The 25406-nt window shown below is 67.5% G+C and carries 21 protein-coding genes; 12 read left to right on the top strand and 9 right to left on the bottom strand.

From position 1 onward, the window contains the following. Nucleotides 1-10: 10 nt before the first annotated feature. The 3 genes from G6N46_RS12305 to G6N46_RS12315 all read left to right on the top strand — a co-directional run bounded on the left by G6N46_RS12305 (nt 11) and on the right by G6N46_RS12315 (nt 3803). Nucleotides 11-1825, top strand: a complete 1815-nt coding sequence (locus G6N46_RS12305) for an NAD(P)/FAD-dependent oxidoreductase (protein ID WP_138249635.1) — start codon at nt 11-13, stop codon at nt 1823-1825. Nucleotides 1826-1896: 71 nt separating this feature from the next. Next, nucleotides 1897-2829: a 2,3,4,5-tetrahydropyridine-2,6-dicarboxylate N-succinyltransferase gene (gene dapD, locus G6N46_RS12310; protein ID WP_064860512.1), complete on the top strand. Its 933-nt coding sequence runs from the start codon at nt 1897-1899 to the stop codon at nt 2827-2829. A gap of 224 nt (nt 2830-3053) precedes the next feature. Then, nucleotides 3054-3803: a hypothetical protein gene (locus tag G6N46_RS12315; protein ID WP_138249636.1), complete on the top strand. Its 750-nt coding sequence runs from the start codon at nt 3054-3056 to the stop codon at nt 3801-3803. A gap of 10 nt (nt 3804-3813) precedes the next feature. Here the strand turns inward: G6N46_RS12315 and G6N46_RS12320 are convergent, their stop codons facing one another. Further along, a complete protein-coding gene (locus tag G6N46_RS12320) occupies nt 3814-4236 on the bottom strand; it encodes a PPOX class F420-dependent oxidoreductase (RefSeq protein WP_064860496.1) in 423 nt (140 codons plus the stop codon). 99 nt (nt 4237-4335) lie between these two features. Here G6N46_RS12320 and G6N46_RS12325 point away from each other — a divergent pair, with 99 nt between their 5' ends. Next, a complete protein-coding gene (locus tag G6N46_RS12325) occupies nt 4336-5661 on the top strand; it encodes a hypothetical protein (protein ID WP_064860513.1) in 1326 nt (441 codons plus the stop codon). Between the two features lie 3 nt (nt 5662-5664). Here the strand turns inward: G6N46_RS12325 and G6N46_RS12330 are convergent, their stop codons facing one another. Further along, nucleotides 5665-7062 (bottom strand): acyl-CoA synthetase, encoded by a 1398-nt coding sequence (locus tag G6N46_RS12330; RefSeq protein ID WP_064860497.1) that lies wholly within the window; start codon nt 7060-7062, stop codon nt 5665-5667. Nucleotides 7063-7225: 163 nt separating this feature from the next. Here G6N46_RS12330 and G6N46_RS12335 point away from each other — a divergent pair, with 163 nt between their 5' ends. The 3 genes from G6N46_RS12335 to G6N46_RS12345 all read left to right on the top strand — a co-directional run bounded on the left by G6N46_RS12335 (nt 7226) and on the right by G6N46_RS12345 (nt 9213). After that, on the top strand, nt 7226-7768 hold the full coding sequence (locus tag G6N46_RS12335; protein ID WP_374704289.1) for an NUDIX domain-containing protein: 543 nt from the start codon (nt 7226-7228) through the stop codon (nt 7766-7768). Between the two features lie 105 nt (nt 7769-7873). Next, entirely contained in the window at nt 7874-8110 is a 237-nt protein-coding gene (locus G6N46_RS12340; RefSeq protein WP_131808833.1) for a hypothetical protein, read from the top strand. An 83-nt stretch (nt 8111-8193) separates the two neighbouring features. Then, complete coding sequence (locus tag G6N46_RS12345; RefSeq protein WP_064860499.1) at nt 8194-9213, top strand: isopenicillin N synthase family dioxygenase; 1020 nt, start codon at nt 8194-8196, stop codon at nt 9211-9213. A 10-nt stretch (nt 9214-9223) separates the two neighbouring features. Here the strand turns inward: G6N46_RS12345 and G6N46_RS12350 are convergent, their stop codons facing one another. Then, nucleotides 9224-12661: a bifunctional proline dehydrogenase/L-glutamate gamma-semialdehyde dehydrogenase gene (locus tag G6N46_RS12350; RefSeq protein WP_138249637.1), complete on the bottom strand. Its 3438-nt coding sequence runs from the start codon at nt 12659-12661 to the stop codon at nt 9224-9226. A gap of 69 nt (nt 12662-12730) precedes the next feature. On the opposite strand from G6N46_RS12350, the gene G6N46_RS12355 reads away from it, so the two are divergent. Then, nucleotides 12731-13657 (top strand): LysR family transcriptional regulator, encoded by a 927-nt coding sequence (locus G6N46_RS12355; RefSeq protein ID WP_082934878.1) that lies wholly within the window; start codon nt 12731-12733, stop codon nt 13655-13657. A 4-nt stretch (nt 13658-13661) separates the two neighbouring features. Here the strand turns inward: G6N46_RS12355 and G6N46_RS12360 are convergent, their stop codons facing one another. Together G6N46_RS12360 and G6N46_RS12365 are read right to left on the bottom strand one after the other, a co-directional pair. Further along, nucleotides 13662-14135 (bottom strand): MarR family winged helix-turn-helix transcriptional regulator, encoded by a 474-nt coding sequence (locus G6N46_RS12360; RefSeq protein ID WP_138249638.1) that lies wholly within the window; start codon nt 14133-14135, stop codon nt 13662-13664. After that, nucleotides 14122-15162 (bottom strand): TIGR03617 family F420-dependent LLM class oxidoreductase, encoded by a 1041-nt coding sequence (locus G6N46_RS12365; RefSeq protein WP_138249639.1) that lies wholly within the window; start codon nt 15160-15162, stop codon nt 14122-14124. Before G6N46_RS12365 ends, G6N46_RS12360 begins: the two co-directional genes overlap by 14 nt. Before the next feature lie 151 nt (nt 15163-15313). Here G6N46_RS12365 and G6N46_RS12370 point away from each other — a divergent pair, with 151 nt between their 5' ends. Further along, nucleotides 15314-16423, top strand: a complete 1110-nt coding sequence (locus tag G6N46_RS12370) for a sulfotransferase family protein (protein ID WP_138249653.1) — start codon at nt 15314-15316, stop codon at nt 16421-16423. Then, nucleotides 16413-17708, top strand: coding sequence for a DUF1214 domain-containing protein (locus tag G6N46_RS12375; RefSeq protein WP_138249640.1), 1296 nt, complete (start codon nt 16413-16415; stop codon nt 17706-17708). The genes G6N46_RS12370 and G6N46_RS12375 overlap by 11 nt, the downstream gene beginning before the upstream one ends. A 98-nt stretch (nt 17709-17806) precedes the next feature. On the opposite strand, the gene dapC is transcribed toward G6N46_RS12375, so the two are convergent. Further along, on the bottom strand, nt 17807-18916 hold the full coding sequence (dapC, locus tag G6N46_RS12380; protein WP_275938042.1) for a succinyldiaminopimelate transaminase: 1110 nt from the start codon (nt 18914-18916) through the stop codon (nt 17807-17809). Next, on the bottom strand, nt 18913-19233 hold the full coding sequence (gene fdxA, locus G6N46_RS12385; RefSeq protein WP_029121628.1) for a ferredoxin: 321 nt from the start codon (nt 19231-19233) through the stop codon (nt 18913-18915). Before fdxA ends, dapC begins: the two co-directional genes overlap by 4 nt. 257 nt (nt 19234-19490) lie before the next feature. Here fdxA and G6N46_RS12390 point away from each other — a divergent pair, with 257 nt between their 5' ends. Continuing rightward, nucleotides 19491-20057, top strand: a complete 567-nt coding sequence (locus tag G6N46_RS12390; RefSeq protein WP_064860503.1) for a PadR family transcriptional regulator — start codon at nt 19491-19493, stop codon at nt 20055-20057. Next, a complete protein-coding gene (locus G6N46_RS12395) occupies nt 20054-22081 on the top strand; it encodes an NADPH-dependent 2,4-dienoyl-CoA reductase (protein WP_138249641.1) in 2028 nt (675 codons plus the stop codon). The genes G6N46_RS12390 and G6N46_RS12395 overlap by 4 nt, the downstream gene beginning before the upstream one ends. Before the next feature lie 122 nt (nt 22082-22203). Here the strand turns inward: G6N46_RS12395 and G6N46_RS12400 are convergent, their stop codons facing one another. Both G6N46_RS12400 and G6N46_RS12405 read right to left on the bottom strand, forming a co-directional pair. Continuing rightward, nucleotides 22204-22665, bottom strand: a complete 462-nt coding sequence (locus G6N46_RS12400) for a DUF2231 domain-containing protein (RefSeq protein WP_138249642.1) — start codon at nt 22663-22665, stop codon at nt 22204-22206. Between the two features lie 123 nt (nt 22666-22788). Then, entirely contained in the window at nt 22789-25368 is a 2580-nt protein-coding gene (locus tag G6N46_RS12405; RefSeq protein WP_138249643.1) for a bifunctional FO biosynthesis protein CofGH, read from the bottom strand. Between the last annotated feature and the right edge of the window lie 38 nt (nt 25369-25406).

Raw genomic sequence — 25406 nt, forward strand, 5'->3', positions numbered from 1 at the left:
CCTGAGTCACATGACCGCAACACTGGAACCAACTACCGCCGTTTCACCGCAGCAGCGCGTCGAGACCTGGCTCGCCAACTTCGAGGCGGCGCTGGCCGCACAGGACATCGACGGCGTCGTCGGGATGTTCGCCGTCGACAGCTTCTGGCGCGACCTCGTCGCCTTCACCTGGAACATCAAGACCGTCGAGGGTCGCGACCAGATCGCGGACATGCTGCGCACCCGGCTGGCCGACACCACCCCGTCCGGCTTCCGGACCCGTGAACCCGCCACGGCGGACGGCGACGTGACGTCGGCGTTCATCGAGTTCGAGACGGCCACCGGGCGCGGCTCGGGACACCTGCGGCTGCGCGGCGACGAAGGCTGGACGCTGCTGACGACGCTGCAGGAACTCAAAGGGCACGAGGAGCGCAAGGGCACGACGCGCGTGCTCGGCGCCGTGCACGGATCCGATCCCGACCCGCGCTCGTGGGCCGAGAAGCGCGCCGAGGAAGAGGCCACACTGGGACGCGAGAAGCAGCCCTATGTGCTGGTGATCGGCGGTGGCCAGGGCGGCATCGCCCTGGGTGCGCGGCTGCGGCAGCTCGGGGTGCCGTCCATCGTCGTCGACAAACACGAGCGACCCGGCGACCAGTGGCGCAAGCGCTACAAGTCGCTGTGCCTGCACGACCCCGTCTGGTACGACCACCTGCCCTACCTGCCGTTCCCGGCCAACTGGCCGGTGTTCGCGCCGAAGGACAAGGTCGGCGACTGGCTGGAGTTCTACACCAAGGTGATGGAGGTGCCGTACTGGTCGCGCACCGAATGCCTCTCGGCCACTTACGATTCCGAAGCGGGCCGGTGGACCGTCGAGGTGAACCGCGACGGTGAGCGCATGACGCTGCACCCGACACAGCTGGTGCTGGCGACCGGCATGTCCGGGAAGCCCAGCATCCCAACGTTGCCCGGCCAGGACATCTTCGCCGGAGAACAGCACCACTCGAGTCAGCACCCCGGCCCGGACCGCTACGTCGGCAAGAAGGTCGTCGTGGTGGGTTCCAACAACTCGGCACACGACATCTGTAAAGCCTTGTACGAGAACGGCGTCGACGTGACGATGCTGCAGCGCTCGTCGACGCACATCGTCAAGTCCGATTCACTGATGGAGCTCGGTCTCGGCGACCTGTACTCGGAGCGCGCGGTGGCCGCCGGCATGACGACCGAGAAGGCCGACCTGACCTTCGCATCGCTGCCCTACGCCATCATGGCCGACTTCCAGCGGCCCATCTACGACGCAATTCGCGAGCGGGACAAGGACTTCTACGCACGGCTGGAGGCCGCCGGTTTCGAGTTGGACTTCGGCGACGACGACTCCGGCCTCTTCATGAAGTACCTGCGGCGTGGCTCGGGCTACTACATCGACGTCGGCGCGTGCGAGCTGGTGGCCGACGGTTCGATCAAGCTGGCGCACGGCCAGGTGTCGCACCTGGCGGAGAACGCGGTGGTGCTGGCCGATGGCACCGAGCTGCCGGCCGACGTCGTCGTCTACGCGACGGGCTACGGCTCGATGAACGGCTGGGCCGCCGACCTGATGGGCCAGGAGATCGCCGACCGGGTCGGCAAGGTGTGGGGCCTGGGCAGCGGGACCGCCAAGGACCCCGGCCCGTGGGAGGGCGAACAGCGCAACATGTGGAAGCCGACGCAGCAGGAGAACCTGTGGTTCCACGGCGGCAACCTGCACCAGTCGCGGCACTACTCGCTGTACCTGGCGCTGCAGCTGAAGGCCCGCTACGAGCGCATCCCGACACCGGTATACGGCCTGCAAGAGGTCCATCACCTGCAGTGAGCGATCTGGGGGCGCTGCCCGCTCGTGGGTGGTGCCCCCAGCTCAGCGCTGGTTCAGTAACCTTGGCCAACGTGACTTCTTCTTCTGGTGCATCCGGCATCGGCATCGCCACCATCACCGCCGACGGAACCGTCCTCGACACCTGGTTCCCGGCACCCGAACTGAACGCCGACGCCGCGGCCGGCCCGGTCCCCGCTGAGCTGGAAGCCCTCGTCGGCACCGATGAGGACCGCGGCGTGCGCACCGAGGTCGTGCGCACCACCATCGCCTCGCTCGACGACAAGCCCGCCGACGCGCACGACGCCTACCTGCGGCTGCACCTGCTGTCGCACCGCCTCGTCGCGCCCCACGGCGCCAACATGGACGGCATCTTCGGCCTGCTGACCAACGTGGTGTGGACCAACTTCGGCCCCTGCGCGGTCGAGGGCTTCGAGACCGTCCGCGCCAAGCTGCGTCGTCGTGGCACGGTCACCGTTTTCGGCGTCGACAAGTTCCCCCGCATGGTCGACTACGTGCTGCCGACCGGCGTGCGCATCGCCGACGCCGACCGCGTCCGCCTGGGCGCGCACCTGGCGTCGGGCACGACCGTCATGCACGAGGGCTTCGTCAACTTCAATGCCGGCACGCTGGGCACCTCGATGGTCGAGGGCCGCATCTCCGCGGGCGTCGTCGTCGATGACGGCTCCGACGTCGGCGGCGGCGCGTCGATCATGGGCACGCTGTCGGGCGGCGGCAAGGAGGTCATCTCGGTGGGCAAGCGCTGCCTGCTGGGCGCCAACGCCGGTCTGGGCATCTCACTCGGCGACGACTGCGTCATCGAGGCCGGCCTGTACGTCACCGGCGGCACCAAGGTGACCACCGCCGACGGCCAGACCGTCAAGGCCAAGGAGCTCTCCGGCTCGAACAACCTGCTGTTCCGCCGGAACTCGGTCAGCGGCGCGGTCGAGGTCGTCAAGCGCGACGGCACCGGCATCACGCTCAACGAGGCGCTGCACGCCAACTGACCGGCTGTACTTCGGAAAAGGGCCGCTCGGCAACGCCGGGCGGCCCTTTCTGTATGCCGGCCAATCGTAGGGATTTCCCTTATATCGAGTCTCGCGGGCCGTCGATAGCGTCAGTGACATGCCTTGAAAAGGGCGAACATCGTCACGACTGCGTAGGGGCCACCATGGGCAGCAGAATACGAACACTCAGCCGATACCTCGCTGCCGCAACGGTTTCCGGGGTCATGTTCCTACCGGTCCCGACGGCCGGCGCCGACGTGCTGCCCAACGGCCTCGACGTCACCTGCCAGGTCATCAAGGACACCACGGCCAGTTGCCTCATCGCAGGTTGCCCCCGCGTCCACGGGGACTATGTGGTCGACGCCGTGCACATCATCGCCTACAGCTATCAGGTCGAGAAAGAATTCAAGTGCATCAACGGCGGTAGGGCCACCTACACCACGACATTCAAAGATTTCGGGCCGCACACGATCCACCTACAGGCTTGCCGCAAGAAGGACCTCGAAGGCGACTGGTGCGGCCCATGGTCGGACTACACGTTCAACGCTCCCGCGCCGGCCCCAGCGGCGCCCGCTCCGGCCCCGGCTCCGGCACCTGAGCCGAAGCCGATCAAATGCACGGCGGGCCGGGTCCTCGTCGGCGACCAGTGCGTCGCCGCGCCGCAACCACCGGAAGCACAGCCACCCCACGACGCCGTCACCATGAACGTGAGCACCGGCGGGCTGGCCGGGGTCACGGTGAACGTCACCAATTCCGCGGACATCGCCGGCACGTGCACGTACGACGCCGTCGCCGACAACAAGCTGATCCCGCCGACCCACCGCCAGCTCAACCTGCCGGCCAAGGGCAATGCGAGCCTGCACATCGACGGCGTTCCGACCTTCAGCACCTACCAGGTGACCCTCGCCTGCCACGGCATCTTCAACGGCAAGGACGTCGAATTCGGTCACGTCCAACAGTCCGTGAGCTACTGAGCGACGCCCCTCAAGACTGCGCCGCCCACGGGCCGACGCCCGTCACCTTCTCGATGGTGATGCGGGTGAGGTACCCGGGCGGCGCGCCGGCCGGTGGGAACTGGCCGTTGAAGTCCGGCGCCATCACGTTGGTCAGCCGGGTCAGGACCTCGGGCGCCCCGCCCTCGACGATGCGGGCGGTGCCACTGATCGCGAGGTAGGGGTTCACCGATGCGGCGCCCCGGTCGGTGCCGACGATGGTGACCGCGACCCTGGGGTCGCGGCGCATGTTGCGCAGCTTCTTGTAGTCCGCGAGGTGCGCGCTGACCAGCTCGTCACCTTGCAGTTCGACCCACACCACCGAAACCTGCGGGCTGCCATCGGCATTCAGAGTCACCAGCGTCGCGTTGGCCCCATCCCCGATCAGGGCGCGGGCTTCGTCTGTGAGTTGCATGCGATCTACAAGGCCGTGAAGACGTGCGGTATTCCCGCCGGGAAGTTGGAGGTTTTCCCCCAGGGACATCGGCGCACATTCATCGCTAGCGTCAATCCGGTGAGCACGACGACCGGCGACGCGGACACCTTGGCACCCACCGACCCCGACGAGACCTCGGCGCCCGAATGGACCGACGCACAGAAGCTGGCGTTCCGGCTGTTGTTCACCATCGGCGGCGGAATCCTGATCCTCTCGGTGTACGGCAATCTGGGCCTGAGCCTATTGATGGCCCCGCTTCTTCAGGGGCTCGCAAACCTGGGCAGTTTCGTCACCCGCGGCGAGGGCGCACACCTGAACATCAACGGCGGCGCTGATTCGATGGCAGAGTGGTGCCTGCACCTCGGCTGGATCCTGGTGGCCCTGTTGATCACCGCGGTGTGGACTGCGCTGGACCGGCAACGGCCCAACTACCGCAGCCTTGCCGCACTGCTGCTGGTGTTCGCCCGGTTCGGGCTGGCCGTCTCGATGCTGCTCTACGGTCTGGCCAAGCTCATTCCGACGCAGATGGCCTACATGATGCTGCCCGGCTATCAGATCCAGATGGTCGGCGACGTCAGCATGATGAACACGCTGTGGGGTTTCATGGGCGCCTCGGACCCCTACTCGATGGCCACGGGTCTGGTCGAATTCGTCGCCGGTGTCCTCTTGCTGTGGCGGCGAACGTGGCTGCTGGGCGCGCTGATCGCGATCGTGGCCATGGGCCAGGTGTTCCTGCTCAACCTCTTCTACGACGTCCCGGTGAAGCTGGTGTCCGGCGCGCTGTTGTTCATCGCCGTCGCGATCACCACGCCGTACTGGCAAAGCCTCGCTCGAACGGTATTCCAGCGTGGCACTTCCGAACCGGTCGTGCTGTGGCCGGCGTCGGGTTCGGGCAGGCGGTGGTTGCGCCGGACCGGCACCGTGGCGAAGTTCACCATCGCAGGCGTCGTCACCGTGCTGGTCGCGACGTTCGGCGTCGTTACCTACCAGCAAATTCGGCACCGGGAATCGGACATCGACGGAGTCTGGCGCGCAACGTCATTCACGGTGGAAGGCCAACAGGCGACGCTGCAGCAGACCTCGCCGGCGCCGTGGACGAATGTCGCGATCGCCGACCGGGTCGGCGACTATACGAGCTTCGTCACCCAGGTCCCGGCGGGCTACGTGACCGTCTACCAGTTCGAGATCCGCGGCGACAGACTGGAGATCAAGAAGCACGAATCGGATCCGCCCACCGTGCTGAACTTTCGCCTGGACGGTCCCGACCGGCTGATGTTGACCGGCACGGTTGACGGCAAGCACATCGAGGGCGACTACCAGCGACGGCACATGCAGCGCAGCGAATCTCACTTCCGGCTGATCCAGCCGGAGACCGAGAACGGACCGGCGAGCCGGCTGCCCTAGCCGCTAGACGAGGAGCTTCTTCTGCACCTTGCCCATGGCGTTGCGGGGCAGGCTGTCGACGAGGCGCACCTCGCGCGGCCGCTTGTGCACCGAAAGCTGTTGCGCGACAAAGTCGATGAGTTCCTGCGCCGATGCGGAGCCGACCACGAACGCGACGATCCGCTGGCCCAGGTCGTCGTCGGGCACGCCGACGACCGCGGCCTCGGACACGCCCGGGTGGCCCAGCAGGACGGTCTCGATCTCCCCGGCGCCGACCCGGAAACCACCGGACTTGATCAGGTCCACCGACTCTCGCCCGACGATGCGATGCATGCCCTCGGCGTCGACGACGGCGACGTCGCCAGTGCGGTACCAGCCGTCGTCTCCCAGCACTTCGGCCGTCGCCTCGGGCCGGTTGAGGTACCCGCTGAACAGCGTCGGCGCGGAAACCTCCAGGCGGCCAATGGTTTCCCCGTCGTGCGGCACGGGCGACCCGTCCTCGGCGACCAGCCGGGTCTGCACGCCGTCGAGCGGCAACCCGACCCAGCCGGGCCTGCGGTCACCGTCGACCCGGGTCGACAGGGTGATCAGCGATTCGGTGCTGCCGTAGCGCTCGACGGGCGCGTGCCCGGTGAGCCGCACGAGGTCGTCGAACACCGGCACCGGCAGCGCCGCACTGCCCGACACCAGCAGTCTCGCGCCCCGCAACGCCTCGGCGGCGGCAGCATCGGCCACTACGCGTGACCACACGGTCGGCACCCCGAAGTACAGCGAGCCACCCGCTGCGGCGTACGCGGCCGGCGTGGGTTTTCCGGTGTGCACGAAGCGATTTCCGATACGCAGCGAACCCAGAAGGCCGAGAATCAGGCCGTGGACGTGGAACAGCGGCAGGCCATGCACCAGGGTGTCGGCCGGGGTCCAGGCCCACGCTTTGGCCAGCGCGTCGATGTCGGCCGCGATGGCGCGGCGGCTGATCAGCACACCTTTGGGCAGCCCCGTCGTTCCTGAGGTGTACATGATGAGCGCCGTCGAATCCGGTGAGGGCTCGGCGTAGCGATGCCAGGACCGGGCGTGCAACCGCACCGGAATGACTGGTAATCCTTCGGCTTCGTCAGGCGTCTCCCCCAGCCACGCCTGCGCCCCGGAGTCCGTGATCATGTGCCGGCGTTCGGCAGCACCGACATCGGCCGGCACCGGCACCACCGGCACCCCGGCGATGAGGCAGCCGGCGATGGCCAGCACCGTCTTGGCGGTGGGCCTAGCCAGCACCGCCACGAGCGATGCGCCCGCGACCCGCTCGGCCACCGACGTCGCGGCCCCGACCAGATCGCTGCGTGAAAGGACCGCGCCGTCGATGCGTACCGCGTCTTCGAGGTCGTGTCCGGCGGCCACGGCGGCGGGGTTCAGAGAGGTCAGCAGCACATCGCGAGGCTACTCGCCTATTCGGATACAACGATCATTCCGCGGCAGAAAATTGTTCGCGGATGGTCGTCGGCGCCCCTATGTCCGGTGCCGCGGAGGTGGCACTTCTCCTGTTCGGAACGACAACCAGGGGCCACCGCCAACCATCCGCGATACTGGAGCTGTGATCGAACGCGTCGGCTCCCGTGAGGTCTACCGCAACGCCTGGATGTCGGTGCGCGAAGACGACATCCGCCGCCCCGACGGCACCACCGGCATCTACGGCGTGGTGGACAAACCCACCTATGCGCTGGTGATTGCCCGCGACGGCGACCGCTACCGGATGGTGGAGCAGTTCCGCTACCCAATCGGGTTGCGGCGCTGGGAGTTTGTGCAGGGCACCGCGCCGGGCACGTTGGGCGGCAACGAGCCCGCGCCCGCCGATCTGGCTGCCCAGGAACTCCGTGAGGAGACCGGGCTGCGCGCCGAGACGTGGGAGGTGCTGGGCCAGTTGGATGTCGCACCCGGGATGTGCAGCCAACGCGGCTGGGCCTATCTCGCGACCGGCATCACCGAGGGCGAACACGAGCGTGAGCACGAAGAGCAGGACATGCACAGCGAGTGGTTCACCGCCGAGGAGATCGAGAACATGATCCGGCGCGGCGACATCACCGATGCGCAATCGTTGGCGGCGTGGACACTGCTGCGGTTGCACACGACGCGGTAAGGCGATCCTGCCAACTCGGGTAAACATCGCGCCACCTGGGATGACGCCGATTCGGGCGCCTGTTGATCTGGGCATAGCACCCCAGGAGGCAACGGCATGAAAACGATGACTAGTAGTACACGGCAGGCGTTGGGCCGCTACGTTCTCGCAGGCGCATTCGGAGTCGGAATCCTGGTGTCCCCGATCGTGTGGTCATTCGCGGAGGACACGCAGAAGGCCCTACCGGAAACCGTTGTGGCAGCACACAACAACCACGGTATCGATCAGCTGCAGTGGCTCCAGGACATCCAGCCGCACGCGCAGGCGCCACGGGTCGACACCACGGTGCACCAGAGTCAGTAGTAGGCGGCCCCGACCGACGATGTTGCGCGAGAAGAATTTTCACACTTGATCTCAACTTAGGTTGAGGTTCTAGCGTCGAACGCATGACCCAACCTGAAGTGATAGTCGACCGTGTCGTCCTGCAGGACGGCTTCGTCCCAGTCATAGACATCAGCAGCGCGCGCACCGGCGACCCGGCGCACCGCCAGGCGGTGGCCGACGCGATCGGCCGCTGCTGCGAGACGAGCGGCTTCCTGCTCCTCGTGGGCCATGGCGTGCCCTACAAGGCCATCAGCGACGTCAACCGCGCCCTGCGTGAGTTCTTCGCTCTGCCACAGGCAGAGAAGGACCGGGTCCGGGCACTGCCCGGCGACCCACTGGCCCGTGGATTCAGCAGTGCGGGCAAGCTCTCGGCCACCAACGACGGCGCGGACGTCGAGGCCGAGCACCAGGCGCCGGACCGCGTCGAGAAGTTCGTCCACTTTCCGCTCGGCAACCCCGAGGGCCTGGGCGGCGACGGTTGGACCGATGAGCGGGTGGCCGTCGCCGAGCGGTGGCCTGAACTCCCGGGCTTTCGCGGCGCCTACGAGCGCTACTACGCCGAAATGGAACTACTGGCGACCGAGCTGTCCCGGCTCTTCGCGCTCGCCCTTGGCCTGCGGGAGGATTGGTTCGACGCGTCGATCGACCGGCACAACTCCAACCTGATGGCCAACTACTACCCGGCCGACAATCGGCCGGCGGGCGAAATCCGGCTGAGCCAGCACAGCGACTGGGGCAATCTCACGATCCTGTTGCAGGACGAATCTCAGCGCGGCCTACAGGTTCTCAAAGACGGCGGCGAATGGCTCGACGTGCCCGTGGTCCCCGGATCGTTCGTCATCAACATCGGCGACCTGCTGGCCCGGTGGACCAACGACCGCTGGGTCAGCACCGTGCATCGCGTGGTGAGCAACGGCGCCGGCGGGGAACGGTTCAGCCTGCCGTTCTTCCACCAGCCCAACTTCGACGCCGTCATCGAGTGCATCCCGACCTGCGCGACAGCCGACAACCCGCCGCGGTATGAACCGGTGGTGTCGGGGCCGTATCTGCTCGACAAGTTCAAGCTCGCCTACGCGCTCTGACGGCTCGGCGTCACCGGAAGAGGTTCTCCGACAACGGCGTCGGAGAACCGAATCGGTGCGTCGTCACCGCGATCGCCTGCTCGTGCAGGAACGTCAGCAGCTCGATGCGCCCCGCTTCGACAACCGGCCCCGCGTAGAGCGCGATCCCGACATTGCCGGCGCTGTCGCGAGCGAACTGTTCGCGGCTACCGCCGAGCAGGCGAACGCGGCCAGGCGCGTTGTCCCGCAGGGTGTTCCGCCACGACGGGGCATCTTCCGCCCGGCAGACGACGCCCGCGGTTGCCAGCGTGTCGGCAACCGACGGGTCGAGTGGAACCGGGGTGGAGAGGGTCACGCGGGAACCCGCGAGGATTCCCGCCCCGACGACCCGCAGCACGGCCGCCGTATCGGCATTCTCGACACGTACCGTCACCGGCACCGGCAGGTAGCGGAAGACGTTCTTCTCCGCCATCAGGGCGGACACATCGCGCGCGACGCCGAACTCCGTCGCCCAGGCATGTGCGTCGGATCCGAAGGACCGCTCGAGGAAGTCCAGTGTCCCCGGGTCCGGCGCGAAAGTCTTTGCGGCGTCGAGGATCGTGCGCACCGACGGTGAGATGGCGGCCGTCCGGGTCGCCGGCGTGGAACGCCAATCACTCAGCCCGATCAGGTAATTCGGGCCACCGGCCTTCGCGCCCGCACCGACCGCCGACTTCTTCCACCCGCCGAAGGGCTGCCGCCGCACGATCGCCCCGACGGTCGAACGGTTCACATAGGCATTGCCGGCCTCGACCCGGTCGAGCCAACGTTCGATCTCATCGCGGTCCAGGCTGTGCAGGCCCGCCGTCAGGCCGTAGTCGACCTGATTCTGAATGGCCATCGCCTCGTCGAGGTCATCGGCTGCGATGAGGCCCAGGACCGGCCCGAAGTACTCGGTGAGATGGAACTCCGAGCCGCGCCGCACGCCGGTCTTCACTCCCGGTGACCAGAGCCGCCCGCTGTCGTCGAGTCGGCGCGGCTCCACCAGCCACTGCTCACCCGGTGCGAGCTGTGTGAGGGCCCGCAGCAGCTTGCCGTGGGCGGGTTCGATGATGGGTCCCACCTGCGCGGTCGGGTCTGACGGATAGCCGACCTTCAGCGACGTGACGGCGTCGACGAGCTGGTCGCGGAACCGCGCGGAGCGGGCAACCGAGCCCACCAGAATGCCGAGCGACGCCGCCGAACACTTCTGTCCGGCATGCCCGAAGGCCGAGTACACCAGGTCTTTGACCGCGAGATCGAGATCGGCATGCGGGGTGACGATGATGGAGTTCTTGCCGCTGGTCTCGGCCAGCAGCGGCAGGTCGGGCCGGAAGCTGCGGAACAGTTCCGCGGTCTCGAACGCGCCCGTGAGGATCAGCCGGGCGACCCGCGGGTCGGATACCAATTGCGTCCCGAGCTCGCCCTCATCGAGGTGCACCAACTGCAGCACGTCGCGTGGCACGCCGGCGTCCCAGAGCGCTTGCACCATGACGGATCCGCACCGCCTGGCCTGGGTGGCGGGTTTGATGATGACGGGGCTGCCCGCGGCCAGCGCGGCCAGGACCGATCCGGCGGGGATCGCCACCGGGAAGTTCCAGGGCGGCGTGACGACGGTCAATCCCGCCGGTGTCGCAACGGCACCGTCGACAATATCTAGGTTTTCCGCTTGCGCCGCATAGTAATTCGCGAAGTCGATGGCCTCGGAGACCTCGGGATCACCCTGATCGAGCGTCTTGCCGCACTCGGACGCCATCACCTCCAGCAGTACCGCCCGCCCCGCCTGCAACGTCGCGGCCGCACGCCGAAGGACGGCCGCCCGTTCGGCACCGGTCAACGCAGCCCACGTCGCGCCTGCCGTCACCCCATCGGTGATGATCCCGTCGAGCGCGCCCGCGCTCGACACGGTGTGCTCGGCAACCAGCTGGACGCCGGCCGTCGACGCGGCGACCCGCTCGGTGATAGCCCGTCCCCACAGCCGATTTCCCGGCAGTGCCGGATCGGTATCGGCGACATTCGCGAAGCCACCGGGCGGGCTCATCGCCGCGCGCGGATCGTCGGTACGACGATCCTGGCGACGGTTGGGCACCGGAATGACAGTCTCCCCCACGAGATCCGCGAGCGACACGACGAACCGGCCCTTCTCGCGCTCGAACAGCGCCTGATCGTCGTGCAGCTCGAACACCGCGGACATGAAGTTGTCCTGGCTGGCGCCCTCCTCCAGCCGGCGCACGAGGTAGGCGATCGCCACGTCAAAGTCCTTGGGGTGCACCACCGGTACGTACAGCAACAGACCGCCGACGGTGCGCCGGACGGCTTCGGCCTGCGCCTCGGCCATCCCGAGCAGCATCTCGAACTCCACGCGATCCCGGACGCCGCGACGGCCGGCGAGCGTCCACGCATAGGCGATGTCGAAGAGGTTGTGCCCGGCGACGCCGATGCGCACGTTCGCGGCATGCTCGGGCTGCAGTGCGTAATCCAGCACCCGCTTGTAGTTGGTGTCGGTGTCCCGTTTTGTCGGCAGGGTCGCCACGGGCCAGTCGTGCAGCGAGGCCTCCACGTGTTCCATCGGCAGGTTGGCGCCTTTGACCAGCCGCACCTTGATGCCGGCGCCACCCCGTGCGCGGCGCGCCCGAGCCCAGTCCTGCAGGCGCATCATCGCGCTCAGTGCATCAGGCAGATACGCCTGCAGCACGATCCCGGCTTCGAGGCCGAGCAGTTCGGGCCGGTCGAGCAGCTTGGTGAACACCGCGATCGTCAGCTCAAGGTCGCGGTATTCCTCCATGTCGAGGTTGATGAACTTCTTCGTCGGCGCGGTCGCCGCCTGGGTGAACAACGGCAGCAGGTTCGCCGCGATGTGGTCGACGGCGTCGTCGAACGCCCACGGCGAGTGCGGGGGCACGGTGGCCGAGACCTTGATCGACACGTAGTCGACGTCGGGACGGGCCAGCAATTGTTCGGTGCCCTTCAGCCGGCGGGACGCCTCGGCCTGGCCGAGCACCGCCTCACCGAGCAGGTTGATGTTGAGGCTGACGCCACGATTGCGGATCCGTGCGATGGACCGTCCGAGGCGGGCATCGGACGCGTCGACCAGCAGGTGACCGACCATCTCGCGCAACACCTTCCGGGCAACCGGGATGACCAGACCGGGCGCGATCACCGACACCAGGGCACCGAGCTTGATCAGCAGCCGTTCATGCAGCGGCAGGAAACCGGGGGCGTTGCGCGCGAGGGCGCGCAGGTTGGCAGCGGCGACCTTGTGGTCTTCGGGCCGGATCACGCGGTCGACGAAGCCGACGGTGAAATCCAGGCCATGCGGATCGCGAAGGACGTCGGCCAATCGCCGGCCGGCCGAGGGGGCGGGCAGGCGGGCGGCCTCGTCGAGCCAGGACCGGACCTGGCCCACCACCTCGTCCAGCAGGTCGTCCTTTTCACGGCTCAGCTGTGTCATCTGCCCATCATGAGCGTGTTGGACACTTAAAATAAAGCGATGTTTTCTGACATGAAAGTTTAAGTAGAGATGAAGCATCAGCGCGCCGATCTGCTCGACACCCGCAGGCTCCGCCTGTTGCACGAGCTGAGCCTGCGCGGCACGTTGTCCGAGGTCGCCGAGGCGTTGCACCAGAGCCCGTCGTCGATATCGCAGGCGTTGAGCCAGCTCGAGCGCGAGGTCGGCGTGCCGCTGTTGGAGAAGGTCGGGCGCAGGCTGCGGCTCACCCCCGCTGCCGAGGTGCTGGTCGAGCACACCGCGGTCATCCTGGCGCGGCTCGAGCAGGCCGCCTCCGACGTCGCGGTGCAGAGCGACGAGGCATCCGGCACCGTCCGGCTGGCCGTCTTCCAGTCGGCGGCGTCGGCCTTCATGCCACAGATGCTGACGGAGCTGGCGACGCGCCATCCGCGGCTGCGCGTGACGATGTCGCAACGCGAACCGGAGCAGGCACTCTACGAGACCTGGCTGCGCGAGTTCGATCTGGTGATCGCCGAGGAGTATCCAGGCCATGCCGCACGTGCGTATCCCGATCTGCACCGGGCACCGCTGACCACCGACCTGCTGCGGCTGGCCGTACCGCCGAGCGGCGACCCGTGGGACCGCATCACCTCGGTCGAAGACGCCGCCGACCTGCCGTGGACCATGGAACCCGAGGGCACCGCTTCCCGGCACTGGGCCGAACAGCTTTGTCGCCGAGCCGGTTTCGAGCCCGACGTCCGCTTCGAAACCGACGACCTGGAAGCCCAGATCGCGCTGATCGAGAACGGCAACGCCGTCGCCATCCTCCCCGACCTGATGCGGGTCCGGCGCCGTCCGGCGGTCCGCGTCGTCGACGTCGATCCGCGGCGACGTGTGGTGTTCACCGCGACGCGGACCGCAATCAGCAAGACACCGGCCATCGTGGCGTGCCGTGCCGCCCTTGCTTCGGCAGTGCCGGCGCAGCTCGACGTGGACTGAGTCGCTAGATCGGAGTTTCCTTCGTGTCGTTGACGAAGCGGTTCAGCAAGACATCGAGCTGACGCAGATCGTCGGCGGTCCAGTCCGCGAGTGCGCGCGCCAGGTGTTCGCGACGGACGTCCTGCAGTGCGTCGGCCGCACGTTGTCCCGCTTCGGTGACCTGCACGATGGACACCCGCCCGTCGCTGCCGTCGGCATGCCGGGTGACGTGCCCGGCGTCGACCAGGGCCTGGACGCGCCGCGTGGTCATGCCGACGTCCATGTGCGCCGTGGCAGCCAATTGCCCGACAGCCTGCGGCCCTTCGTCGATCAGCACCCGCAGCAGAGCGTAGGACGGCTGGGACAATTCGGTGTCGGCACTGGTGGCCTGTCGTTTGAAGGCCGCGCGGCTCAGGCTCAACCGCACCACCTGCGCGAGGGCGGCACTGATCGAATCGACCGATTCCATCTTGCGTTTCGATGCCCTAATCGACGCCATCGCCCGCTCCGTTCCGCAGGTCCCGGACGCAGGCCCGCACCGGTTCATCCTCGTTCTCGTCCGCACCGACCGGCGGTAACACCACCCCGTCCGCGATGCCGTCGTACTTGGCACGCAGCAGATTCGGCAGTTGATCGTATCGCCCGGCCGTCACCAACTGGTCGAGCACGGCGTCGCTGAGCACAGTCGGCAGGTCGTGCCACCGTTGCTGTTTGATGAGGGCACGAAGGTCGTCGGCCAAGCCGTGCCAGCCTTTTCGTTTCAGGGTCGCCGCGTATGCGGGCGTCGAGAGCAGGAACGCCAGCATCCGGCGTTGCCGCTCCCGGTCCTGCTCGACCAGCAGGTCGGTACTGCCGGTGGCAACGGCGGCCGACGCCACGAGAATCGGCAATCCGGAGCGGCCGGCATCCGCCGCGCCGCGCCGAAGTGCCGGGCGCACAACCTCGCTCAGGTAGTCCGGGTCGGAATTGGTGGAATGCGTGACAACGCCGTCCGCCACCCCGCCGGCCAGTTCACACATCCGGGCATTGACCGCGCCCAGCCAGATCCGTGGTGGCGCCAGGTCATTCGGCCCCGGGTTGAAATACGGCTGCAGGCGCGTGATGCGGTAGGCGTCGCCCTCGTGCTGCACGGGTCCACCAGTTCTGAAGGCTTCGAAGATGCCGTTGAGCGCACTGACGTATTCGGCCATGCGCGCCCGCGGTTCGCTCCACGGCATACCGAAGCGGTCCTCGATGTTCTGCCGGATCTGCGTGCCGAGACCCAGTTCGAATCGCCCGCCGGAGAAAGTCTGCAGGTCCCACGCCGCATACGCGGTGAGCATCGGGCTGCGCACGAAAGCCAGAGTGACGGCGGTCCGGATGGTCAGTCGCTCAGTATGTTCGGCGGCCAGCAGTGCCACGGCCAGCGAGTCGTGCGTCGTCTCGGCGATGTGCAGGCCGTCGAAGCCGAGTCGCTCGATCCGGCGCGCGTAGGCCGGCACCTGGGTCAGCGGCAGCTCGGGCGACATCGCGGCGAATACCTGCATACGCCAGGACGCTAGCCAGCCTGATTGACATTGTCAATTGATTGACAAAGTCAAATAAATCTCCTTACGGTGGCGACAGACCCATTCCGACTCCACGGCTCGAGGAACACCTGTGTCGCGTTTCTACTTCAACTGGTCCAACTACGTCACGATGCTTCGCCTACTGCGGAGGGACGCCCGTTCCCAGCGGCGGTGGGTACCCTTTGCGCGATTCGCCGTCGGCGTGCCATTGGTGGCGGCACTGCACGCACTGTGCTTCGCGCTCGACCCGATCTTGTTTCCGGCGTTGCGCCGCACCGAGGTCCGCACACCGACGTTCTGCATCGGTCACGCGCGTAGCGGGACGACGTACCTGCACCGCTTGATGGCGCGGGACCCGCAGTTCAGCTACGCCCTGATGTACGAGCTGTTCTTTCCGTCGCTACTGGAGAAGAAGCTGCTGCGCTTGCTGTTTCGCGTCGACGCCGCGACCGGCGGACGCTTGCGCCGGCGGCTCGACGACATCGAGGAACAGACTTTCGCCCCTACCGAGGACATCCACAAGACGGGTTTCTTCGTCCCCGAGGAAGACGACGCCTTCCTGACCTGGTCGCTGAGTTCCGGGTTCTGGATCGTCGCGTTCCCCTACATGGGCGAGCTGGACTTCTATCACGTCGACCGGTGGCCGGCCCGGAAGCGGCTTCGCCTGATGGCGTTCTACAAGGAATGCGTCCGGCGTCAGATCGCGCTGCGCGGTGGCGGCACCCACCTGAGCAAGAACCCGACGTTCTGCGGACGGGTGGAAACCCTGATCGAGGTCTTCCCCGACGCGAGAATCATTGTGCCGATGCGTAATCCGTACGAGACGATTCCCAGCCTGCTCAAGCTGATGCAGACCGAGTGGTCGCTCCGCGGGCGCGATGGCCGGCTGATTGCCGGCTCTCTGCGGGTTCTGGCCGACCAGTCGGTCGACACCTATCTGCACCCGCTCGAAGTGCTGGCACGTCACCCCGAGGTGCGGGCGAGCGTCGTCGACTACCGCGAACTCGTCGGCGCACCGTCGGCGACCATGCGCCGCGTCTATGACGACCTCGGACTGGTCGTCGGTCCGGAAGCCGACCAGGCTTTCACGGCCGCCGAACGCCATCCCGGCCACGAGACCACGCATCGGTACAGCCTCGCCGAGTTCGGGCTCGATCCGCACGACATCCACCGGCGCCTTGCCGGCCTGTTTGACGAATACCACTGGGACAACGAAGAAAAGGACGCTCATGTCAGCTGAACTCGAAACCGTGCGCGCAGCGTGGACCGACATGATGGCCGCACTCGGCCGGGCGCGCGATGCCGTCGACTCCCCTGAACTGCACGCGCCGCCCGTGACATCCCTCGGTGTCGCCGAAGGCTACCGGTATCTCATGGGTTTCGCGTTCAGCGCCATCGAACGCGCCTTCACCGAAGACCCCGAGTTTCCCGCCTTCCGGCGCGCCATCCAGCCCATCGACAAGGCCACCATCGACAACGCCGATGCGCTCTATCTGTCGGCAGCCATCGACGGCAGCCGGAATTACCGCATTCGCGGCAAGCTGGCGGGGCCAAACCCGCCGCAGTACATGATCTTCGAGACGCACACGGTGTACGCCGGCGACACCGGCTCCCTGTCCGAGCTCGGCCCGGGCGGGCGCATCGTCACCGGCATGCTGGACTCAATCGATCTCATCATCGACGACGACGGCAGGTTCGAGATCCTGCTGTCGCCCGAGCGACCGGCCGGCCACACCGGCAATTTCATCGCCACCGCGACCGATGGCGCGAACGCCGGATATGTCATCGCCCGCATGCTCTTTCACGACTGGGAGCACGAAGTCTGCCCAGACCTGCACATCGCGCAGATCGGTGCCGAGGGAACGCATCCAGCCTCGCTGACCCCGTCCTCCACGGCGGACCGCCTGCGACGTATCGGTGATCTCGTCGAGAACCAGATGAGGTTCTGGAATGAGTTCTATGACGTCGTCCTCGAAGCCCACGGCGACAAGAACGGTGATGGCATCACGTTGATGCCACGCAACGCACTCAACGCCCCCATGCCCGCCAACCTCGCGACGGGCGGCGGTCAGTGCACCAACGTGTACTCGGGCGGTACCTACGATCTGGGCCCCGACGAGGCCTTACTGGTCGAGCTCAATGTGCCTGTGCCACCGGCATATCTGGGCTTCCACCTGTCGAACCTCTGGGGTGAATCACTCGACTATGCCAATCACGTCAGCAGCCTCAACGGATTTCAGACCGAGCCCGACCTGGACGGCCGACTGCGCTACGTCATCACCGATGTCGATCCGCAGGTACCGAATTGGCTTGACACCGCCGGACATTCGCAAGGCTTCCTCACGGTGCGGTGGACGTACAGCGTGCCGCCGGCGGAGTTGCCGACCGCGACCGTCACGGTGATCAGCCGCGACGAGGTCCGCAAGCACCTGCCCGAAGCCACCGGCACCGTCAGCGCCGATGAACGCCGCGAGCAGATACGGATCCGGCAGGAACACGTCCAGCGGCGGTACCGCCAGTACTGAGTCCTACGCGAGAAGACGTAAAACTGTCGCTTTTCTCGAGAAAAGCGACAGTTTTGCGTTCGCCCGCAAGCGGGAGGTACCCCCAGCTCGCGGAAGAACTAGGCCAACCGAGAAACCGCGGCGGCGATGCGCTCGTCGGTCGCGGTCAGTGCGATGCGCACGAACTGCTCGCCGGCCGGGCCGTAGAACTCTCCCGGGGCGACCAGGATGCCGCGCTCGGCCAGCCACGCGACCGTCGCGCGCCCGGACTCGCCGCGGGTCGCCCACAGGTACAGACCCGCCTCGGAGTGGTCGACGGTGAAACCGGCGCCGCGGACCGCGGCCAGCAGCGCGTCGCGGCGCTTGGCGTAGCGGTCGCGCTGGACGCGTTCGTGTTCGTCGTCGTCGAGAGCGGCGACCATGGCGGACTGCACGGGCGTCGGGACGATCATGCCGGCGTGCTTGCGCACCGCGAGCAGTTCCGCGACCAGAGCCGGGTCACCGGCGACGAAACCGGCCCGATAGCCGGCCAGCGACGAGGTCTTGGACAGCGAGTGCACAGCCAGCAGACCGGTGTGGTCGCCGTCGCAGACGTCGGGATGCAGCACCGACAGCGGCTGGGCGTCCCAGGCCAGGCCGAGGTAGCACTCATCGGACGCGATGACGACACCGCGCTCACGCGCCCAGCCGACAACCTTGCGCAGATGGTCGACACCGAGCACCTTGCCGGTCGGGTTGCTGGGCGAGTTCAGGTACACCAGCGCGGGCGTCTGCGGCCCGATCTGGGTCAGCGAATCGGCGCGCAGCACCTGGGCACCGGCAAGCCGCGCACCGACGTCGTACGTCGGGTAGGCCAGCTCGGGCACCACCACGGTGTCGGCGGCCCCCAACCCGAGCAGCGTCGGCAGCCAGGCGATGACCTCTTTGGTGCCGATGACCGGCAGTACCGCCTGCTCCGGCAGGCCGGTGATGCCGTAGCGGCGCTGCAGCGCAGCCACCGCCGACGCGCGCACGGCCGGCGTACCGGCCGTCGTCGGGTAACCCGGTGAGGCACTGGCAGCGGCCAGCGCCTCCCGGATCACCGGCGCGACGTCGTCAACAGGCGTGCCGACGGACAGATCGACGATGCCGTCCGGATGGGCACGCGCGGTCGCGGTTGCGTCAGCCAGGGTGTCCCAGGGGAACACCGGCAGGGCAGCCGAGACCTTGGTTCGAGCGGACAGGGTCACTCGCCCTGCGGCGCGAGATCCTTGACCGCCTGCGGGTCGTTGTCGGTCTGGCCGACCTTCGACGCACCACCCGGCGAGCCGAGCTCGGCGAAGAAGTCAGCGTTGTTCTGGGTGTATCCGCTCCACTGATCGGGGACATCGTCCTCGTAGTAGATGGCCTCGACGGGGCAGACGGGCTCACAAGCGCCACAGTCCACGCACTCATCGGGGTGGATGTACAACATGCGTGCACCCTCGTAGATGCAATCGACCGGGCATTCTTCGATACATGCCTTGTCTTTGACGTCGACGCAGGGTTCGGCAATGACGTACGTCACCGGTGGTTCTCCTGTTCCAGTGGGCTGCTGGCTCGTCAGGAATACAACGAGCAGACGTCAGTATGGTGCGCCCGTACCGAAGCGTCTGGCTCAGTGTCACCTAACTTTACGCGCCGCCCGGGAAGGGTGGCGCGTGGTTACTGATACTAGACGTTGCACATACCGTCCGACTAGTTCCCACCACAGCTTTTTACGCGTGTCATTTTTCGCTTTGCAATCTGTTGCATAGGACCGCCGGTAGCGCCTAGGCTCGGGCCGTGGCTCTCCCCCACGCCATCCTTGTGGCGCTGTGCGAACAAGCCGGTTCCGGTTACGAACTGGCCAACCGGTTCGACCGATCGATCGGCTACTTCTGGGCCGCCACCCATCAGCAGATTTACAAGACGCTGCGCACCATGGGCACCGACGGCTGGGTCAGCGTCGAGGTCGTCGCGCAGCACGGGCGTCCGGACAAGAAGGTCTACACGGTGACGGACGCCGGCCGGGCCGAACTCGAACGCTGGATCGCCGAACCCCTCACCGGCCGCGGCAGTTCCGTGACCGACGCTCGTACGCGCGAACTCGCGGTGAAACTGCGCGGTGCGACGTACGGGTCCGCGGACAGCACCGCAGCCCTGTGCGAGCAGATTCGCGCGCTGCGCGCCGAACGCGCCGCGCTGCTCGACACCTACCGCGGCTATGAGAAACGTCAGTTCCCCGACCCGTCCTGGCTCACCGGCAGCGCGCTGCATCAGTACCTGGTGCTGCGCGGCGGTATCCGCGCCGAGGAGGGATCGGTGGACTGGTTGGACGAAGTTCTGCTGGCATTGAGAGGAAACCGATGACCGCGCCGCATTCAACGCCCTATCCGAACCTGTTGTCCCCGTTGGACCTTGGGTTCACGACGCTGCGCAACCGGGTGATCATGGGCTCGATGCACACGGGCCTGGAGGATCGCGCCCGCGACACCGGCAAGCTCGCCGAGTACTTCGCCGAGCGGGCCCGGGGCCGCGTCGGTTTGATCATCACCGGCGGATACGCCCCCAACCGCACCGGCTGGCTGCTGCCGTTCGCCGCCGAGATGATCTCGTCGCCTGATGCCCGTCGGCACCGCCGGATCACCACGGCCGTCCACGCCGAAGGCGGCAAGATTCTGCTGCAGGTGCTGCACGCGGGACGCTATGCGTACCATCCGCTTTCGGTCAGCGCGTCGTCGATCAAGGCGCCCATCAATCCATTCCGGCCGCGCGCGCTGCGCGACGTCGAAGGCACCATCGACGACTTCGTGAAATGCGCGCTGCTGGCCCGCGAGGCCGGTTACGACGGCGTCGAGATCATGGGCAGCGAGGGCTATCTGCTCAACCAGTTCCTGGCGCCGCGCACCAACAAGCGCACCGACGCCTGGGGCGGTAACCCCGAGAAGCGTCGCCGGTTCCCCGTCGAGATCGTCCGGCGCACCCGCGAGGCCGTCGGCCACGACTTCATCATCTGCTACCGGCTGTCCATGGCCGACTACGTCGAGGACGGCCAGACGTGGGAGGAAATCCTCACGCTGGCAACGGAAATCGAAGCGGCCGGCGCGACGATCATCAACACCGGAATCGGTTGGCACGAAGCGCGGGTGCCGACCATCGTCACGTCGGTACCCAACAGCGCGTTCGCGGACATCAGCAACGCGGTGGCCCAGCACGTGAGCATCCCCGTGGTGGCCTCCAACCGGATCAACATGCCGCAGTCCGCCGAACAGATCCTGGCCGACGGTGCGGTGCAGCTGATCTCGATGGCCCGGCCGCTGCTGAGCGACCCCGACTGGGTGCGCAAGGCACAGCACGACGCCGCCGACGAGATCAACACCTGCATCGCCTGCAACCAGGCCTGCCTGGACCACGCGTTCGTGCACAAAACCGTGTCGTGCCTGCTGAATCCACGAGCCGGGCACGAAACCACGTTGGTACTGGGCAAGACCCGGACGACCAGGCGGATCGCGGTCGTCGGCGCCGGACCGGCCGGCCTGGCTGCGGCCGTCACCGCCGCCGAGCGCGGGCACGACGTGACGCTGTTCGAGGCCGGCGGCCACATCGGCGGCCAATTCGACCTGGCGCGAAGGATTCCCGGCAAGGAAGAGTTCAACGAGACGCTCCGGTACTACACCACGATGCTGGCCAAACACCGTGTGGACGTCCGGCTGAACACCCGGGCGTCGGCCGACGAACTGTCCGGCTACGACGACGTCATCCTCGCCACCGGCGTCGCGCCGCGCATGCCGGCGATCCCGGGCATCGACCACCCGATGGTGCTGTCGTACGCGGAGGCACTGACCGGAGCGGCGGTCGGCAAGCGGGTGGCCGTGATCGGCGCCGGCGGAATCGGTTTCGACGTCAGCGAATTCCTCACCGTCGATGAATCCCCCACCTTGAACCTCAAGGAATGGCGGGCTGAGTGGGGCATCGCCGACGGCGGCGACTCGCGCGGCGGGCTGACCACCCCGATCCCGCTGCCGCCGGCGCGCGAGGTGTACCTGCTACAGCGCACCAAGGGCGCCCAGGGCCGCGGACTGGGGAAGACGAGCGGCTGGGTGCACCGGGCGTCGGTCAAAGCCAAAGGCGTACAGCAATTTTCCGGCGTCAACTACGAGAAGATCGACGACGCCGGGCTGCACATCAGCTTCGGTTCGGACCGGTCCGGGGCGCGCGTCCTGGAGGTCGACAACGTGGTGATCTGCGCCGGACAGGAGTCCGTCCGCGACCTCGAAGACGGCTTGCGTCAGGCCGGCATCGAACCGCACATCATCGGCGGGGCGGCCGTCGCGGCAGAGTTGGACGCCAAGCGGGCCATCCGCCAGGGCACCGAGCTGGCTGCCAAGCTCTAGTCCAACACTGTGCGGCTCGCGGCCCTACGTCGAGAGTGGGGGTTGCCGCGCTCCGCGCGGCGTGTCGTCATCAGCAAGCGCCACGCTCGGCGTTGGAGTGTCGCACCACGTGGTGACCCGAACTACAGGCTGAAGTCGCCCCAGACGGCACGGGCACCGGTATGGCCGATCCGCACGATCTGATAGATCGTCGCCACGCCGACGACGACGGCCAGCACCGCGACCACGACCCGTGCCAGCTTCTCCCTGTCCCCGAGCCACGTGCCCCACCGGTGCAGGACCGCGACCGCCAACGACACGACAAACAGCCCGATGACGAAAAAGATTGCGGTATCGCCGAGTTCGGCGTGCTCGCGCAGGACGGGGTTCTTGGGCAGCTGGTGGATCAGTGCCTCGCCGGCTTCGATGGCGAACGGCGTCAGGATGACCGTCGTCACCGACAACGCCAGCGTCAGCCACACCAGCCGCTCCCGGGCCGCCGTCCACACGGCGCACAGGATCGTCAGGACGGCCGTCAGCGGTGTCAGGACGACGATCGCGTGCACCAGCAGCGGATGAGCGGGCAGGTCACCAATGGTGTTCACGCCTCACAGCGTGACACTCGCGGCGCGCGAGCGTGCGCAAAGTGCACGCGACACACCGCGAAAGCCCGTACAAACGCGGCCGCTCGCGGGGGAAGGCGGGGCACCCCTGCTCGCGGGAGAGGGCTAGGCAGCGAGGGGCGAGTAGTCGGTGCTGCGCTGGCGGGCCGGGCGGCCGATGCCTTCGGCGATGGCGACCAGTTCGGCGACGGTCTTGGCCGAGCCGTTCTCCGAACCGGCCATGCGGGAGATGGTCTCCTCCATCAGCGTGCCGCCTAGATCGTTGGCGCCGCCCTGCAGCATCACCTGGGTGCGCTCGACGCCGAGCTTCACCCACGAGGTCTGGATGCTCGGAATCCGGCCGTGCAGCATGATTCGCGCCAGCGCGTGCACCGCGCGGTTGTCGCGGTGCGTCGGGCCCGGGCGCGCCCCGCCGGCCAGATACAGCGGGCTGCTCTGGTGCACGAACGGCAGCGGCACGAACTCGGTGAAACCGCCTGTGCGGTCCTGGATTCCGCGCAGCACGTTCAGGTGGCCCACCCAATGCTTGGGGGTGTCGACGTGCCCGTACATCATCGTCGACGACGACCGCAGCCCCACCTCATGCGCGGTGGTCACCACGTTGATCCACTCGGCCGTCGGCAGCTTGCCCTTGGTCAGCACCCAGCGGACCTCGTCGTCGAGGATCTCGGCCGCGGTGCCCGGGATGGTGTCCAGGCCGGCCTCGCGCAGCGCCGTCAGCCACTCCCGCACCGACATGCCGCTGCGCGTGACGCCGTTGGCGATCTCCATGGGCGAGAAGGCATGCACGTGCATCGACGGCACGCGCTTCTTCACCGCGCGGACCAGGTCGGCATATCCGGTGACGGGCAACTCGGGGTCGATGCCGCCCTGCATGCAGACCTCGGTGGCCCCGGCGACATGCGCCTCCCACGCCCGGTCGGCGACCTCGTCCGTCGACAGTGAGTAGGCGTCGGCGTCACCCTTGCGCTGCGCGAAGGCGCAGAACCGGCAGCCGGTATAGCAGATGTTGGTGAAGTTGATATTCCGGTTCACGACGAACGTGACGTCGTCGCCGACGACGTCACGCCGCAACGAATCCGCCAGCGCCGCAACGGCATCGAGCGCCGGTCCGTCGGCGGTGGCCAGCGCCAGGTACTCGTCGTCGGAGCAGCCGCCGGGGTTGCGCTCCGCCGACCGCAGGGCAGCGAGCACGTCGGTGTCGATCCGCTCCGGCGCACGGGCCGCGAGCTCGGAGACCTTCTCCCGGATCGACTCCCAGTCCCCGAACGCGCTACCCAGGTCGCTGCGGGTCTCGGTCAGCCGGCCCTCGGTGTCGATCGCGGTGTGCAGATCGGTGCGGCCCAACGACTCTGACGCCTCGTCGGGTTCCTGCCACGGCAGGCCCACGGGGTTCACCTCGCGCGCCCACCCGGTCTCCGGATCGGCCAGGGCATCGACATGTCCCCGCACGCGCGGGTCGATCCACGCCGCCCCGGCCTGTACGTACGACGGCTGCGCCGTCAACCGCTGCACCAGGTCATAACCGGCTTCGGCCGTCACCGACGCCAGGTCGTCGAGCGCGGGCCACGGCCGTTCCGGGTTGACGTGGTCGGGGGTCAGCGGCGAAACGCCACCCCAGTCGTCGACACCGGCGGCGATGAGCGCCAGGCATTCCTCGCGGGACACCAGATTCGGCGGCGCCTGGATCCGCATCTTAGGGCCCAGCACCAGGCGCGTCACCGCGATGGTCGCCAGGAAATCGTCGATCCCGGCATCGGGCGTCGCCGCCATGGCGGTGTGATCCTTGGCCCGGAAGTTCTGCACGATGACTTCCTGGACGTGCCCGAATTCCTTGTGCGACTTGCGGATCGCGTGCATGGTCTCGGCCCGCTCGGTGAGGGTCTCACCGATGCCGACCAACAGGCCCGTGGTGAACGGGATGGACAACCGGCCGGCGTCGTCCAGGGTGCGCAGCCGCACCGCCGGGTCCTTGTCGGGGCTGCCGTAGTGCGCCAGCCCCTTGGTCTCGAACAGCCGGCGCGACGTCGTCTCGAGCATCATGCCCATCGACGGCGCGACGGGCTTGAGCCGCGACAGTTCCGACCAGCTCATGACGCCGGGGTTCAGGTGCGGCAGCAGACCGGTTTCCTCGAGGACGCGAATCGCCATGGCCCGCACGTAATCCAGGGTCGAGTCGTAGCCACGCTCGTCGAGCCACTGCTTGGCCTCGTCCCAGCGGTCCTCCGGGCGGTCACCGAGGGTGAAAAGCGCCTCCTGGCAACCCATCTCGGCGCCGCGGCGGGCCACGTCGAGAATCTCGTCGGGCTCCATGTACATGCCCATGCCCTGGGCGCGCAGCTTGCCCGGCACCGTCACGAACGTGCAGTAATGGCACGTGTCGCGGCACAGATGCGTGACAGGGATGAACACCTTGCGCGAATACGACACCGGCAACCGGCCGGCGGCGCCGCGCCGTCCCGCTGCCTCCAGCCCCGCGTCACGGACACGGGCCGCGCTCGCACACAGGTCGACGAGGTCATCGCCGCGGGCCGTCATCGCGATGGCGGCCTCGTCCACATTCAGCGACACGCCATCACGGGCGCGGCGCAGGACGCGACGCAAGGCGGACGACGATGCGGGGGCGGCGAGCGGTGGGACCACGGGCAGAGGCAGGTCGGCGCCGTTCTGGGGGTTCAGAGCCACTTCCGTGTAACCCCGCTGAAGTCGACGTTCATCCACGC

The sequence above is a fragment of the Mycolicibacterium phocaicum genome, assembly GCF_010731115.1.
Lineage (GTDB): Bacteria > Actinomycetota > Actinomycetes > Mycobacteriales > Mycobacteriaceae > Mycobacterium > Mycobacterium phocaicum.